Source organism: Bradyrhizobium sp. AZCC 1577 (genome assembly GCF_036924575.1).
Lineage (GTDB): Bacteria > Pseudomonadota > Alphaproteobacteria > Rhizobiales > Xanthobacteraceae > Bradyrhizobium.
The window spans coordinates 3,389,851-3,404,706 of record NZ_JAZHRQ010000001.1 but is presented as its reverse complement, the minus strand read 5'-3'; the positions used below and the strand labels follow the sequence as shown (position 1 = coordinate 3,404,706).

General features: G+C 59.1%; 11 protein-coding genes and 1 pseudogene. 4 read left to right on the top strand and 8 right to left on the bottom strand.

Features of this window, described 5'->3' with window-relative positions; genetic code table 11:
- Positions 1 to 522: 522 nt before the first annotated feature.
- The gene (locus V1278_RS15780; protein WP_334381443.1) at positions 523 to 3,624 is read right to left on the bottom strand and encodes a M10 family metallopeptidase C-terminal domain-containing protein; all 3,102 of its coding nucleotides are present in this window, start codon (positions 3,622 to 3,624) and stop codon (positions 523 to 525) included.
- 441 nt (positions 3,625 to 4,065) lie between these two features.
- Here V1278_RS15780 and V1278_RS15775 point away from each other — a divergent pair.
- Positions 4,066 to 4,361 (top strand): annotated as a pseudogene (locus V1278_RS15775) (CoA transferase); the annotation flags it as partial.
- Positions 4,362 to 4,396: 35 nt separating this feature from the next.
- Here the strand turns inward: V1278_RS15775 and V1278_RS15770 are convergent.
- From V1278_RS15770 to V1278_RS15760, 3 genes are read right to left on the bottom strand one after another with little or no spacing between them, the layout of a single operon-like run.
- Positions 4,397 to 5,497 (bottom strand): DegT/DnrJ/EryC1/StrS family aminotransferase, encoded by a 1,101-nt coding sequence (locus tag V1278_RS15770; protein ID WP_334381442.1) that lies wholly within the window; start codon positions 5,495 to 5,497, stop codon positions 4,397 to 4,399.
- Between the two features lie 11 nt (positions 5,498 to 5,508).
- Complete coding sequence (locus V1278_RS15765; protein WP_334381440.1) at positions 5,509 to 5,976, bottom strand: acyltransferase; 468 nt, start codon at positions 5,974 to 5,976, stop codon at positions 5,509 to 5,511.
- Positions 5,973 to 7,034, bottom strand: coding sequence for a Gfo/Idh/MocA family protein (locus V1278_RS15760; protein WP_334381439.1), 1,062 nt, complete (start codon positions 7,032 to 7,034; stop codon positions 5,973 to 5,975). Before V1278_RS15760 ends, V1278_RS15765 begins: the two co-directional genes overlap by 4 nt.
- 260 nt (positions 7,035 to 7,294) lie before the next feature.
- Between V1278_RS15760 and V1278_RS15755 the strand changes: the two genes are divergently transcribed.
- The 3 genes from V1278_RS15755 (at position 7,295) to V1278_RS15745 (ending at position 10,796) form a co-directional block, all read left to right on the top strand.
- The gene (locus tag V1278_RS15755; protein WP_334381438.1) at positions 7,295 to 7,816 is read left to right on the top strand and encodes a D-glycero-alpha-D-manno-heptose-1,7-bisphosphate 7-phosphatase; all 522 of its coding nucleotides are present in this window, start codon (positions 7,295 to 7,297) and stop codon (positions 7,814 to 7,816) included.
- A 505-nt stretch (positions 7,817 to 8,321) separates the two neighbouring features.
- Positions 8,322 to 9,233 carry an NAD-dependent epimerase/dehydratase family protein gene (locus V1278_RS15750; RefSeq protein WP_334381437.1) on the top strand — a complete coding sequence of 304 codons (912 nt, stop codon included), beginning with the start codon at positions 8,322 to 8,324 and terminating at the stop codon, positions 9,231 to 9,233.
- A gap of 219 nt (positions 9,234 to 9,452) precedes the next feature.
- Positions 9,453 to 10,796, top strand: coding sequence for a hypothetical protein (locus tag V1278_RS15745; protein WP_334381436.1), 1,344 nt, complete (start codon positions 9,453 to 9,455; stop codon positions 10,794 to 10,796).
- Between the two features lie 7 nt (positions 10,797 to 10,803).
- Here V1278_RS15745 and V1278_RS15740 read toward each other — a convergent pair whose 3' ends face one another.
- The 4 genes from V1278_RS15740 to V1278_RS15725 form a co-directional block, all read right to left on the bottom strand.
- The gene (locus V1278_RS15740) at positions 10,804 to 11,748 is read right to left on the bottom strand and encodes a glycosyltransferase family 4 protein (protein ID WP_334381435.1); all 945 of its coding nucleotides are present in this window, start codon (positions 11,746 to 11,748) and stop codon (positions 10,804 to 10,806) included.
- Positions 11,749 to 11,978: 230 nt separating this feature from the next.
- The gene (locus tag V1278_RS15735) at positions 11,979 to 12,908 is read right to left on the bottom strand and encodes an NAD-dependent epimerase/dehydratase family protein (RefSeq protein WP_334381434.1); all 930 of its coding nucleotides are present in this window, start codon (positions 12,906 to 12,908) and stop codon (positions 11,979 to 11,981) included.
- The gene (locus V1278_RS15730) at positions 12,905 to 13,723 is read right to left on the bottom strand and encodes a class I SAM-dependent methyltransferase (RefSeq protein ID WP_334381433.1); all 819 of its coding nucleotides are present in this window, start codon (positions 13,721 to 13,723) and stop codon (positions 12,905 to 12,907) included. The genes V1278_RS15735 and V1278_RS15730 overlap by 4 nt, the downstream gene beginning before the upstream one ends.
- Positions 13,724 to 13,783: 60 nt before the next feature.
- A complete protein-coding gene (locus V1278_RS15725; protein ID WP_334381432.1) occupies positions 13,784 to 14,851 on the bottom strand; it encodes a glycosyltransferase family protein in 1,068 nt (355 codons plus the stop codon).
- Positions 14,852 to 14,856: the final 5 nt, after the last annotated feature.

Genomic DNA, 14,856 nt, shown 5'->3' with positions numbered 1-14,856 from the left:
GTTTGAGCGTCTGGACGAAAGCTTTACTACTATCGCTCTGCCCGTGACGCAAAGCCGCTTTCGCAGCACTATAGCGACACGTCACCGTTTCGTGTGAAAAGACCAGAAAGTGGCTGAGGCGGCAGCCAAAAGAAAGAGGCATAGGCGATTCCCGCTCCGGACGCGAACCGGTGGTTGGCCCACAAGTGTTGTGCGCTTTTCTGGGTTAAGCTATCTCACTTGCATGATCCGGCACTGGATGACGAAAGGCATGATCAACGATGATCCGCGTACGCGGGAACGCCTCCGATGGGGAATCCTAATTGGTTTTCCTATCGTTGTCTGCTGCGTCTCGCTGAGCCTGGTACTCGCTAATTGCTCGTTGATTAGTACAGCTGGTGCCAAACGGAAAAATTACCAGAGCCATTGATCGACGTCACAATCATGAACACGCGGACGGCGACAAGCTCGCTTTAAATTGCGCAGCGCACGAGCCCGCGGGTGTAACCCGCTCAAACCGCAGCCGGGCCAACGCGCACCGCGTCAATGAACGATGAAACCATGCACCACGGGGTCAGCAAGAACAGCTTTCGAACCCTCATGGCCGAGATCGACGACTGGATCGTAACCGGAGCCGAACAGCCGCAATTGATCGGAGTGAGGATCGTTCGCAAGCGTTGCTACCTCGTAGTTGAAGGCCACTTGTGAAAATTCATCAAATCCAACCTGGCCCATGTTTCCGCTTGATAAAGGTGACTGAATTCCGAGAGCTGGATCGAAGAAGAATGGCTCGTTGCACACTTGGCCAAAAGCCGGACTTGAAAGAGTGGCTGCAACCCGGACGTTGGAGACGCCAACGGTCCCGTCGCCGTTCAAGTCCTGGTGGAAACCGCTCTCGGCTGACTCCAACATTAGGCTCGCTCCCGACACAGCGCCGCCATCTGACAGGTAGTTGCCATTGCTGTCGGTATACCAGACTATGTATCGATCGGCGCCGGTGGCCTTCCAGGCCACCTGATATCCGGTTGCCGTCTGCTCCGCTCCGATCGGCGCCCACGGGGCAAACTGACCCGCCACGACGGCCCCGCCGGCATATTTCAACTCCGGACCTACGCCGCCATTGTAGAGATAATAGTTGCTTCCGACCTGGGTCAGGCTGGTCACGCCGGCTGCTTCGATCACCGCGGTGGGCACACCGATCACCCCGTCGCCGTTCAAGTCCTGGTGGAAACCGCTCTCGGCCGACCCCAACGTCAGGCTCGCTCCCGACACAGCGCCGCCATCTGACAGGTAGTTGCCATTGCTGTCGGTATGCCAGACTATGTATCGATCGGTGTCGGTGACCTTCCAGGCCACGTCATATCCGGTTGCCGTCTGCTCCGCTCCGATCGGCGCCCACGGGGCAAACTGACCCGCCACGACGGCCCCGCCGGCATATTTCAACTCCGGACCTACGCCGCCATTGTAGAGATAATAGTTGCTTCCGACCTGGGTCAGGCTGGTCACGCCGGCCGATTCGATCACCGCGGTGGGCACACCGATCACCCCGTCGCCGTTCAAGTCCTGATGGAAACCGCTCTCGGCTGACTCCAACATTAGGCTCGCTCCCGACACAGCGCCGCCATCTGACAGGTAGTTGCCATTGCTGTCGGTATACCAGACTATGTATCGATCGGCGCCGGTGACCTTCCAGGCCACCTGATATCCGGTTGCCGTCTGCTCCGCTCCGATCGGCGCCCACGGGGCAAACTGACCCGCCACGACGGCCCCGCCGGCATATTTCAACTCCGGACCTACGCCGCCATTGTAGAGATAATAGTTGCTTCCGACCTGGGTCAGGCTGGTCACGCCGGCTGCTTCGATCACCGCGGTGGGCACACCGATCACCCCGTCGCCGTTCAAGTCCTGGTGGAAACCGCTCTCGGCTGACTCCAACGTCAGGCTCGTACCCGACACAGCGCCGCCATCTGACAGGTAGTTGCCATTGCTGTCGGTATGCCAGACTATGTATCGATCGGTGCCGGTGACCTTCCAGGCCACGTCATATCCGGTTGCCGTCTGCTCCGCTCCGATCGGCGCCCACGGGGCAAACTGACCCGCCACGACGGCCCCGCCGGCATATTTCAACTCCGGACCTACGCCGCCATTGTAGAGATAATAGTTACTTCCGACCTGGGTCAGGCTGGTCACGCCGGCCGATTCGATCGCGATGGGACCCACGATGATCCCGAGCAGATCGGCCGCATTGACCGTTACATTGCCGCTAATATCGACTGCGAAATCTGCAACACGGTCGCCGTTGGTATCGCCCTGCAGCGTGGTGACGCCGAGCGCGCTGTTAAAGAAGTAATTGAGTTCACCGGCGGAGCCGTTGAAAGTGCCGGTCGCGATAAATCGGAAGAGGTCATATCCGCCCGTGCCGCTGATCGCATCGATTCCGCTGAGGTCGATGTGGTCAGCGCCAGTCGCAAAATCGATGATCTTGTCATGCTGGCCGCTGGCAGCTGTGCTGTCGCCAAAGGCAAACACGAACGTGTCGGCGGCGCCGCCGCCGAAGAGTGCGTCGATGCCGGTGCCGCCGATCAGCCAGTCGTTTCCTGCGCCGCCGACCAGCGTGTCGTTACCGCCGCGGCCCGACAGCGTGCAGCTAGCGTCACTAGCAGTCAGCCTGTCATTGCCGCTGCCGCCGATCGCATTTTCGATGATTGCGTTGAGGGCGATCCCGATATTGTTGGTGAGGCCGCCTACGGAGGAGAAGGAGCCCGCGCGCAGATCGATGGTCTGCGCCGCAGAATAGCGGGAGCAATCGAGCGTGTCGTTGCCGCCGCTGTCGTAGATCGTCAGTGCCGGCGCCGAAGTGTAGTTGCCGAAATTGAAGACCGCGCCCGCATTGCTGCTGAAGCCATAGACGGTGTCGCCGGTTCTGGTCGAGGTCGCCGGCCCGTAGATCGAAGCCATGGCGTAGATGTCCGCCATCTGCGGCGTGACGACGTAGCGGTACGAGCTCCCGGAATAATTGTGCTCGCCGAAATACGACATGATCGAATATTGCCAGGTATCGTTGGCATAGAGCGCATTGGCCGAATACGAGGCGCTGCCATTGTACGGCCCCTGGTGGCCGAGCCCGAGGGCATGTCCGATTTCGTGAATGTAGGTCTGGTACGCGTAGCTATCGATGCCGGTCTTTCCGTCATTCGCGCCGCCATCGGTCGTGACCCAGTCGGAGCTGATGTTGACGGTCGCGTATGCGATCGCACCGGAGCCGTACCAGCTGGCGCTGGTGTAGGCCTGCATCGTGCCGTTATGGGCGAACGTGAGGTTCGCAGAGCCGGAGGTCTGGACGAACTTGATGTTGGCAACTTCGGACCACGCCTGCAGCGCAGCTAGCGCGAGGAACTGCTCGGCCGAATTCAGCCCGTTGATATTGTAGGTGATGGTGTTGGAAGCCCAGTGATGGGCGATCGTATTGTTGTATTGCCAGAAGCCGTTGATGAGGTAGTCGGCAAGCTGCGCGATCGATGCGACTGGTTTTGGAGAACCCGCGCTGACGCTGATCGGGCTCGCTGCCTCGACTGCCAGCGCGTAAGGGTCCCCTTCGTCGACATAGAGGGTGTCGGCCGCAGTACCAGGCGCGGGCACAGCCACACGGTCTCCAAGGCCGAACCGCCAGGTCGCCCAAATATCATCGGCAAGCAAATGGCTGCGCTTCATGGACTAGACCCTGTCCGCAGGTACATCGTCACTACGAAATCGGAAGATCCGGGGCGACGCCAGAATCGGCTCGTAAGGGCACAATTACCAGCCGTATTTGCTCTGAACTTCCTTTAAGAAACGATTACGGCGGGAAACGGAATCGCGGACAGAAGCAGCGCCAAGCCCGTAGTTTTGCGGACCCTCGCATTCGGAACCGACCCGGGCGGAACAACTCGAGATAGCTTCACTCTTGACGGGGCGCCAGCCTCGGCGGAGGCGCAGTCCTGCCGTATCGAACCGGCAGTTGGAAATCCGGGCCAAATGATCTAAGTCAGATGACGGCTGCGCTTACCCCCGTGAAAATCCGAAAAGAGAGGGTTTCTCAATTCCTTCCGCGCTTCTGAGGCCCTTTCCCGTTCACCGTGCTCGATCTCACCCGCGTTCGCTCCGAGCCCACCTGCTTGCGGCACTGGCGGATTGGGCGCCAATGTGATCGACGCGCTAATGGAAGACGCCGGCGAGCAATCGGGCGGTCCGCGGCAAGGTTCCGATTTCCAGAATCTGCACCGGACCAAGCGGGTGATGACGCTGAACCTGAAGGAGCCGAGGGGCCTCGACGTATTCAAGCGCCTTGTCGAGAAGGCCGATGTCGTGGTCGAGAACACCGTCCCGACGTCAAGACCAAGCTCGTCAGGCGGCTCTCGAAGGCCACGTAACTTGCCGCTCAGTCGAACTGGCAAACAAGGTCGATTACCATACGTTGCTGGTCTGGAGTGATCTCCGCGAACATCGGCAGCGACAGGATACGTCCCTGATCGCGATGCGCATTCGGAAACTGCTCCGGGCGATGGCCGAACCGCTGATACGCGGCAAGGAACGGCAGCGCCGTCGGATAGTTGATCGCGGTCTGCACGCCGTTCGCGTTCAGATGCGCGGCCAGCGCGTCGCGGCGCGGATGCTTGATCGTGTAGAGATGATAGACATGGGTGCGGTCAGGCGCGACCTGAGGCACGATCATATCCTCGATCTGCTTGAGGCCGGCATCGTAGGCTTTCGCCGCATCCTGACGCGCCTTGGTCCACTGCGCGAGATGCGGCAGTTTCGCCGACAGGATCGCGGCCTGCATGCCGTCGAGCCGGCTGTTGATGCCTTCGATATGATGCTGATGCTTTACCAGACCGCCGTGCCGCGCCAGCATCGTCATGTGCTCGGCGAGCGCGGCGTCATTGGTGACGACGGCGCCGGCATCGCCCATCGCGCCGAGATTCTTGCCAGGGTAGAACGAATAGGTCGCGGCCGCGCCGAACGTACCTACCTGCTGGCCCTTGTAACGCGCGAGATGCGCCTGCGCACAGTCCTCGATCACCCAGAGCTTATGCTTGCTCGCGATAGCCATGATCGCATCCATGTCGGCCGGCTGCCCGTACAGATGCACGGGGATGATGCCGACGGTGCGCGGCGTGGTCGCGGCCTCGATCGCCGCCGGATCGATTGTGAAGGTCGAGCCGTCGGTGTCGCAGAACACCACGGTGGCGCCGGCATGCGTAATCATTGCAGACGTGCTGATCCAGGAGTGCGCCGTGGTGATCACCTCGTCGCCCGGCTTGACCTTCAGCGCGGCCATGGCGAGATACAGCGCATCGGTGCCGTTGGCGCAGGACACGCAATGCTTGACGTCAACGGCAGCGGCGAACTCTCTTTCGTACGTGTCGACGTAGGACCCGCGAATGAATGCATTGTCGCGGATGACGGAGGCAATTGCGCCATCGATCTCGCTCTTGATGGTCTGATACTGCAGTTGCAGATCCGCAAAAGGCACCGGCATCGGTCGGCTTCCTACTTGTCCGCCAGCAGCCGACGCGCCGGGTTGCCGGCATAGGTCCCTGGCGACGTGATATCTCTGGTCACAACAGAGCCTGCGCCGATGACGACGTCATCGGCGATCCTCACCGGCAAGATGGTGGCGTTGGAGCCGATCGAGACGCGGTTTCCGATCACGGTCTCGCGCCATAAATCCCTGTTGCCGCGGGCCGGGCCGCCGGTCGAGAACGTATCGTTCACGAACATCACCCCGTGGCCGACAAAACAATCTTCGCCGACCGTGACCAGTTCGCAGATGAAGGCGTGAGACTGCACCCGCGTGCGGGCGCCGATCACGACGTCTTTCTGGATCTCGGTAAACGGCCCGACAAAGCAATCGTCGCCTATTTTGCAGCCGTACAGATTGCACGGATCAACGATCCTGACGCGCGCGCCGAACTCGACGTCGCGCACGCCCGCCTGATGTATCTCCGGCCGGTTCACGACACGACACCAAGCCGGCCCAGCCGAGGCGCGAAGCGAAGCGGCACCTCGGCGCCTGTCTCGATGGATTCGTAGAGAGCCGAAATCAGTTCCAGGCTCTTGCGCCCTTCGAGACCATCGACCAGCGCCGAACGCTGGTTCACCAGACAGTCGATCACGTGCTGGTAATAGGCCTGGTGACCGAAGCCGTAGACGTTCGGCGGATTGACGGAAAACTTCTCGATTACGTCCTTGTCCGAGGCAAGTTCCTCGACAAAGCGCCAGTGCCGGATCTGGTTGACGGCGAAACCCGCGATCTCGACCGTTCCTCTCTCTCCGAGGATCGACAGTGATCCTTCGAGGTCGGTTGGACGCACGGCCGTTGTCGCCTCGATGATCCCGACCGCACCGTTGCGGAACTTCAGCGTGGCGACAGCCGTATCCTCGGCTTCGATTTTTGCCAGCGCCGTCACCGCGCGGGCATGAACGCTGATGACGTCGCCGAAAAACCATTCCAGCATGTCGACGTGATGACTGGCCTGATTCGAGAGCACGCCGCCGTCATAGGCCCAAGTGCCACGCCAGGCATCCTGGTCGTAATAGGCCTGGTCGCGGCACCAGCGGACGCGCACGGTGCCGAGTATTAGGCGGCCGAAGCGGCCGGCCTCCAGCGCCTCGCGCGCCTTCACCACCGGAACGTTGAAGCGATTCTGTTTGACGACGAACAGCTTGACGCCTGCCTCGTCGCAGGCGCGGATCATGTCGTCGGCGTCCTGAAGCCGCAATGCCATCGGCTTCTCGACGATGACGTGCTTTCCGGCCCTGGCGCAGGCGATGACATGGGCGGGATGCATCCCGCTCGGCGTCAGCACCGCCACCGCGTCGATATCCTTCCGGGCCAGGAAGGTATCCATGTCATATTCCGCGGGGACGCCGGATCTCGACGCAATCCCGTCGGCACGGGCGCGAACAGTGTCGCATACTGCGACAAGCCTGGCTCCGTCGACATGATTGCCACCCAAAAGGTCGGCGTGGCGCTTTGCGATACGCCCGCATCCGAGCAGGCCGAATCTGATCATGGGGAGCCTTATTCCGATTAACCGTCTGGATTCACATTAGCCGCCCCGTCGACCGCAGCCAACCCTTCAAAAGGGCTGCCTTCCAAATCCCGGAGGGGACTGATAGATTTCGCCCCTCTCCGAAGCGTTGACGATCTCCCAACTGCCCCCTACGACAACGCGCCAAACGGCGAGTATCGACCGAACCGCACATTTGCGCTGTGGTCTACGCTTGCCTCATAACAAAGCAAGCCATCGAAACTGCCATGTGAAGGCGACGAATGAAGAGACCAGCAGTTTTCTTTGATCGAGATGGCGTACTCAATGAAGACCACGGTTATGTTTACGAGATCAGCAAACTGAAGTGGATAGATGGCGCACGTGAAGCTGTAAAGGCCGCCAACGACGCTGGGTATCTTGTCTTCGTTATTACGAACCAGTCAGGCGTGGCTAGAGGTCTTTACGATGAGCATCACGTGCAAGCTCTGCATGAATGGATGGCAGGTGACCTGGCCAAAATCGGAGCTCACATAGACGCATTCGAATATTGCCCCTATCATCCGGATGCGGTGATAGAGCGATATCGCAAGGTAAGTCATCGACGAAAGCCTGCTCCAGGAATGATCACCGATCTTCTTGAGCGCTTCCCGGTAGATATCAGTCGGAGCATTCTCGTAGGAGACAAGCCTACTGATTTGGAGGCAGCGCGGGCCGCTGGCGTTCGAGGGCTTCTGTTCTCGGGTGGCGATCTGGCACAACTGCTGAGGTCAGTCTTACACCCAAAGAAGAACGTGAGCGGCTGAAACGTCAGGCGGGCACGTTATCCCTTGCTGCAGCACACAGCGACGAACGACCTCTATGATGTAGCCCTGAGTAGCTCGATCGAGATACGGATGCATCGTAAGCTGACCACCCGTTTCGACAATGCCTCGCTGACCGGCACCAACTTGGGATAGCCACGACAAGCGGTCTACTGATGCATAGGTCTCTCGTAATACATCGTCGTGGGAATGTTGGACGTGTTCAGGCCCTCCATGAAGTTTCTTTCGATCAAGCTCCTGAATGCTTCGCGCTGTGTTGACCTGCATCAATCTCGACTCGATTTTCGGACCGCGATCCTGAGCAACTACTGGCCAGAGGAAGACATTCTCATTCTGCTCACAGATTTTTACTGATATTGTCTACTACTCTGCTCTTCGTTGCGGAGGCGCAGTCAGGGATACGGTAGAAATAGCTTACTTCCCAAGCCGCCGGAGTTCGGGTACATGTGATCCATGTGGTTTAGCGCCTTCGTTCTGTGACAGTTCCATGGCTATTACCGTCCTCGTGACCGGCGCCGATGGTTTCATTGGACGCAACCTCATTCACTATCTCGCATCACGAAATTTCAAGGTCATCGCTGCGTCCAGGACGGTTTCCGACTTCAAGCATCCGAGCGTTGTCTCGGCGCCTCTTCCCGACCTGGCTACACCGTTCGATTGGCAGCCCCTGCTGGAAAAGTGCGACGCCGTCGTCCACCTGGCCGGAATTGCGCACCGCTTTGCTGACGAGGAGCAGTACAACCTAGTCAATCACCGGGCCACCGAAGCGCTGGCGAATGCAGCTTCCCGCCAGGGAAAGCATCTGGTTTTCGTTTCATCGATTGCCGCGCAGAGCGGATCATTCTCGCAGGCGGAACTAACCGAAGATGACCCGCCCAAACCTACCAATTCCTATGGGCGCTCCAAACTGGCGGCTGAAGAATCCGTTCGTGCGGCCCGGGGTTCCTTTACGATTCTTCGTCCCGTTGTAATTTACGGACAAGGTGAGAAGGGAAATTTTTCCGTCATACACAGGATATCAGGTCTGCCGATACCGCTGCCGTTCGGAGCATTGAAGGCGCAGCGATCGGTGCTGTCGGTTGAAAATTTCAGCTCGGCTGTCGTGCTGGTGCTAACCGAGCCGCGAGCCCGCGGGGAGATGTTCATCGTATCCGATCCCACGCCCCTCACCGTTCCGGATCTAATTTCGCGGCGGCGGGCCACGTTGGTTCGCGCACCCTGGCTGCTGTCAGTTCCCGAGAACTGGATGAGAGTGTTTTTCGCGGCAGCTGGTTGGACCGGGCTTTGGCAGCGGATCGGCGAACCGCTCATTGCGCGCCCCACAAAGCTGCTCGCGCTCGGCTGGAAGCCGACCCTGAGCGATCCCAACTCCGACCTTATGAACGCGCCCCGCAAGTAATCTTGCCGAAATCGCCCATGCTATTTTCAGCCTAATCGTTACTTCCGTCGAACTACCGGCGAATCGTAGCGCAATCTCGGTTGGCCCTTAACAACTGCCACGAACAATTGAGCTTTATCGGTATTATCAATATACGGTTTTTCAGCGTATCTAGCCCTGCGGCGCCAACAATTCCACCAAAAGCACCTGTCGTCGTCACCTAAGCATCAGTAAGGCATCATGATCGAGCCGGACGCCCATCACACGACGATATCCGCACGCCTGCAGTGCTGGCGCAGATTAGCGTGGCTCCTTTGCTGGCATGTCGCGGCATGTTGCGTCTCGCTTTCCTACGCCGCAGCCTCCTTTCCTGGCATCGTGGGGTTTGACAAAGCAAACATCCTGACAGCGATACTGCGGATACTACCCTTCGTCGCGGTATCCGCCGTTTTCATAGTCAGCCGATTCAGCTTTGGCTATTTCGTCGGATTTTACTTCTACACGATGATCCTTGGCTATCTTTGGCTGATCGAGTTTTCGCTCCTCCCTTACAATCACTCGTTGGCGATAATTTCCATTTTCACGTCCGCGCTGGCGTTCTTGGCGCCTGCGCTGTTTGTCACTTCGCCGGTCAGGACGCGATTGGGTTTGTCCGCAAGGGGCTTCGATCTCCTGTTATCGGCTATCTTGATTTTCGCTGCGATTTCTATCGCGGCCGCCGCCTCTTACAATTTCAAGCTTGCCGGCCTATCGGAAATCTATCGATTTCGCGAAGAACTCGCGTTCCCTGCCGCGGTGAGGTATTCCCTCGGCATCACATCGAACGCGTTGTTGCCGTTTGCATTTGCCGGCCTCATTCTGCGTGGAAGTCTTTTGCGGGCAGGAATCGCACTCGCCCTGCTGCTGCTGCTCTATCCCGTGACATTGACCAAACTAACGCTCTTTGCGCCGTTCTGGCTCCTGTTTCTCGCTTTCTTGTGCAGACTGGTTGAAGCGAGGAGCGCAGTCATTTTGTCGTTGTTGTTACCAATATCGATCGGAATAGCAGCTCTACTGCTCGCCAAGGCAGGGCTAATTCCCTTTGAATGGTCAGCGCAGTACTTCGACATAGTCAATACCAGGATGGTCGCCATCCCATCGATCGCGCTCGAAGTGTACAACAACTTCTTCTCGACGCATCCGTTGACGCACTTTTGCCAGATCAACGTCGTGAAGCTTGTCATCGACTGTCCGTACAATGAACAGCTATCGATTCTCATGAAGGTATATAACCAAGGCGCATTCAACGCATCGCTGTTTGCGACGGAAGGCATCGCTTCCGTTGGCCTTAAGCTGGCACCGCTTTCTGCATTCGGTTGCGGCCTTGTGATCGCAATTGCCAACCGCTTGTCTTCTGGGTTGCCGTGGAGATTTGTCTTGTTATCAGGTGGGATGCTTCCGCAGGTTCTTCTTAACGTGCCACTTTCGACTAACTTACTCAGCAACGGCGCCGCTATCCTGTTCTTGCTTTGGTTCGTTACGCCACGCACCATCTTCGACGGCAAAAACCAAGCGGTCTCTCAAACCGCAGCAAGTACGACTTAGCCGAAATCTATCCCCGATGTTGCGACGATTTCAGCGTATTCTCAATAACCCTCGCAAAGCCCGTGGCAAAGGCAGCGACGCGGTCATCGTGGCCGGGAACAAAACTTCGAACTGACGGTGCGCCGGAGTCCTGAGAGACCCGTACAATGTGATCGGCCAGAGTCGCGGGATCGTCCGTCCCGAAATAGCTCGCCGTGTCGTTGGTCTGTTCGCGATGGACGTCCAGGTCAGACAATATCATCGGCACGCCAAACGACTTCGCCTCCTCGACGGTTGTGCTCCATCCCTCCGATCGCGACGGATTGATCAACCCGGTGCACGCCCGCAGCAACGCGTAAACGTGCGAAAGCGGAATCATTCCCAGATGACGGAAGCGCTTTTCGAGCCCGCGACTTCGGACGCCCGCCATGACCTCGTCGAAATAGCCTCGCTCGCGCCGATCTTCGGTGCTGCCCGAGGCGCACACGACCGCATCGAACCCTCGCTCCGCCAGGATGGCCAGCGCATCGACGACCACCTGGTGATTCTTGTGCGTGTAGAACTGATTTGGCAGGTAGAAATATTTTTCTGGCAACTGATACTGCGCAACGATCTCGGCCGGATTTGCGGTCAGGAACGCCGGCGATGGCCCGGTCGCGAAACGAACCACACAGACCTCGTTCTTCGCGCCGGGATAGAACTTCCGGAAGTCGCGATGCGAGCTTTCGCTGCTCAGCATGACGGTGCGCCCCGATGCGATCTGCATTCGGAAACCGGCTTCGCGACGCCACCGCGCCGCCGCCGGAAAAAGCTGCGGCAATCGTCGATGCTGAAAATCAGGAAACCAGGCCACTGCGGGATAAGGCAGTCGCCAGCCAAAGAAGCGGGCAGCTTCGAAGACGGCGTCTACGCGATGCGTCCGGAATTCGGCTACCGCCTCCCGGTCCAATCCCCATGCCAGCGCGGCAGCCAAACCGGCACGGCCGTCGAACGCCGGCGATCGCACCACCTCCACACCAGGTATCGCGGCAAGCGGCGCAAGATCGGCATCATCGTCACCGGCCCCGGCAAACAGGATGGGCGCAAACTCGCCGGTGCGGAACTTGCTCAGCGCCTGAAATAGATTGCTCTGATAGTTGTAACCGCCGGCCCAGAGCCTGCGGGGAATATGCGTAAAAGCGAGACGCAGCGGCGAACCCTCGTTCACCGGCTCTGACTCTTGAACCACGAGACATAGTCCGCGAAGCCCTGTTCAGCCGGGATCGTCCACTCGAAGGGCAGAGCGCGGAGCGTTGCGTCGTCCGCCAGCAGACTTGACGGATCGCCAGCGCGCACAATGCCCGAAAATTGTACCGGCACGGTTCCGCCCCAGCATTCTGCAAGCATGGCGGCAACCCGTGCCACCGTCGTTCCGAGACCGGAGCCAGCGTTGATCACTTGAAAGGTCTCCGCCTGCGGCGTTCCGCCGATCACGGCCAACAGCTGGGCGACGTCGCGAACATCGGTCCAGTCCCGCACCTCCGCGCCTGTTCCTCCCAACACCAGGTTCCGCTCACCAGCTTGCAAGCGGGAGCAGATGTCCCATGGCAATTGCTTGCGCAAGTTTGGGCCGTAGACCGAGAACAGCCGCGCCACCGTGCTGCGTATGCCAAAGGTGATGGCATAAGTTCGGCAGAGCTGCTCCATCATCAGCTTGTGCTGCCCATAGGGCGACATCGGAAGCGTTGCGGCATCCACCGCAATCGCTCCCCCATGACTGTCTCCATAGACTGCCGCGCTCGACGCGACAATCAAGCGACAATCCCTGGCGGCACCGCGGAGCCACTCCAGCAGCCTGGCCGTGCTCGTAACGGTGCGCGAAAAATCCTCAAACGGCTGCGCGATCGACAACCCGACCGACGACCCGCCGGCCAGATGGAAAATCGTCGACGGCAGTCCGGAGTGCTCCGCAAGTGCGTTGAGATTGGCCGCATCGATTTCGCCGTTCAGCCAATGCCCGAGACCGATGCGGTGCCGTTCGGCGTCGCCGATCGCACCGTGACCGATGCCGTGAACGCGATGACCTCGATCGGCCAGCACCCTGACGAGATGCCGGCCAATGAAGCCGTTGGCGCCGGTAACCCAGATGATCATGACCGCGCCTTGTGACAGACGAACGAGTAAAGTCGGCCGGGCCGATGGTCAAAGCGCTCTGCCATCGAAAGCAGCGCGGTGAGGACGCTCGTGGAAGCGAGCGCGGCGCGCCAAACGGGCTTGACCGGAATCTTGTCCGTCAATCTCTCCACGACGGTCGCCCGCAGCGTCTCGATTGTATGGGGAAACAGATTGATCGGGCTCTTGAGCGGCGAGAGCACCTCGATCGCAGCAAATCCCGCATTTCTCAACGCGCCGGTATATCGATCGAGAAGATACGCGTGCTCGCCGCCATAGAGGTGATGCAGGGGATGCTGATCGAGGAATGCCCCGAGATCGGATTCCCTGCTGATCACGTGTTCGCGCGCGGCGATGAGCATTCCGCCCGGGCGAAGCACGCGGAACATTTCCCGGCAGGCGCTGTCGAGATCGCGCATATGGTGCAGCACGGCGCGCGCGAACACGACATCGAACACGCCGTCAGCGAACGGGAGACGCTCGGAAAACTCCTCGACCACCTCGATCGGCAAGCCAGCCTCGGCCGCAAGCCCGCGGATCGCCGCCGTCCCGACCACGCCGCTGGGGTCAGGCTCGAGCGCAGTGACCGCAAATCCGCTTCGCGCCAGCGCGTAGCTCGCAATTCCGCGCCCGGCGCCGACGTCGAGCGCCTTACCGGTCCGATTCTCCAAAAACTTCGAAACCGCCTGCCATTCGGCACTGGCAAAATAACGCTCGGCCGCATCGATCAGAGGGTCGTCATAGAACGCGTCGAGGACAAGCTGACGCTGGTCCGGCTGGTTGCGCAGCCAAACCACGGCATCTTCCCACGTCGTGAATGGCTGCTCCACCATAAATTAGCTAACCCAGCACGCCATTCAGATCAGATCCTGAAATTTCGCCCATTGCAGTTGTTTGCTATAGCGCTCCTTTACCATGGCGCAACCCGCCTGAGCGATGGATCTTGCCAGGGTTTCATCTCTCATGAGCTTGTCGATCAATTCCGGTATTTGTTCGGGCGAGGAATATTGCAACATGGTTTCGCCATTAATGAAGCCTTCCGGATAGCGCCCCGCGTCGGTCAGAAGGACCGCTCCGCCCCCCGTCGCCTCAAAGCATCTCATATTGCCGCGATCCTCCCCCGCCATGTCCACGGCGCCATTGAAAACGATCCGGCTCTTGGCGATCGCGGCATAGGCATCGCGGCCATACAATGGATCGGCGCGAATCTTCCGAATTTCGTCCGGATGACGGTATGAGCGCAGCGCCGGCAGAGGAGGAAGAAAATTTGCCAATCGGGTAAGACGCGAATCTTCGAGGTAGAAGCGTGCCCGCACACCGGGCGCTGAAGCCGCCGCCCGAAGGGCTTGGCTACGCTTGACGTGATGGCGCGAGAATCCGCCGATGAAGATGAGATCGAGTTCATCACTTCGAGCTGCGGCATAGGCATCCATCACCGGATCGTGCGCCGGGAAAAAATACGCTACTCGACAGCCCTTTTGTCGCCAACGCTCGAGAATTGAAGGAAAGTTGCATACGATCAGGTCGTATTTCGTCAGGTCTGCGTTTCCGGACGGCGCAGCGCGCCAGCCAACCGATTTCTTCACGCAACCCGGCAATTTCGCGACAAACTCGCTGCCGTAACGGATCGGGTCGAGATTGTAGAACACTTCAGTGCGATGTTGCTCGATCTGCGCGAGTAGAATTTGCTCCAGATTTTCTGTCTGCAGACCGTTCTCTTTCGCCCAGAGCAGTTGCAGGTCCTTGTCGTCTCCGTTGGTATAAAATGCATCCGGGCCGTTGGTCAGTACGGGCAGAAGGATATGGGAAGCCGTAAATCTGGTATCCAGAAACTGCGCTCGTCCGGCGGCGAAACTTTGATACGGCAAGCGGCGTCGATGGGCCTGGAATCCGCGAGACAAACCGTTGTTCTGGAAGACACGCATGACAC